The sequence below is a fragment of the Mesorhizobium sp. M1A.T.Ca.IN.004.03.1.1 genome (assembly GCF_003997555.1).
In the GTDB taxonomy this organism is placed as follows: Bacteria; Pseudomonadota; Alphaproteobacteria; order Rhizobiales; family Rhizobiaceae; genus Mesorhizobium.
Genome location: NZ_RZTV01000844.1, coordinates 1 through 247, shown reverse-complemented (window position 1 = coordinate 247; position 247 = coordinate 1). Strand labels below are relative to the sequence as shown.

1 pseudogene is annotated in these 247 nt (G+C 64.4%); it reads left to right on the top strand.

Features of this window, described 5'->3' with window-relative positions:
- Positions 1-247: pseudogene (locus EOD29_RS36805) on the top strand (IS66 family transposase); the annotation flags it as partial.

Sequence of the window (247 nt, the reverse complement as noted above, 5' to 3'; positions counted from 1 at the left end):
CGGTTGCGGACCGGTGCGCTGAGCGAGGAGCAGTATGCGCTGGTCTTCGACGAGATCGAAACCGGCGTGGCGGCCATCGAAGCGCAGATGGAGAAGTCTGCGGGCGGCTCGAAAGCGAAGCGCGCTCCGCGTCCTCGCAAAGGCTTTGCGGCCCATCTCGAACGGGTCGAGGTGGTTATCGAGCCCGAAACGCCTGCTGGCTGCGAAGCGCTGGAAAAGATCCTGATCGGCGAGGACGTCTCCGAAC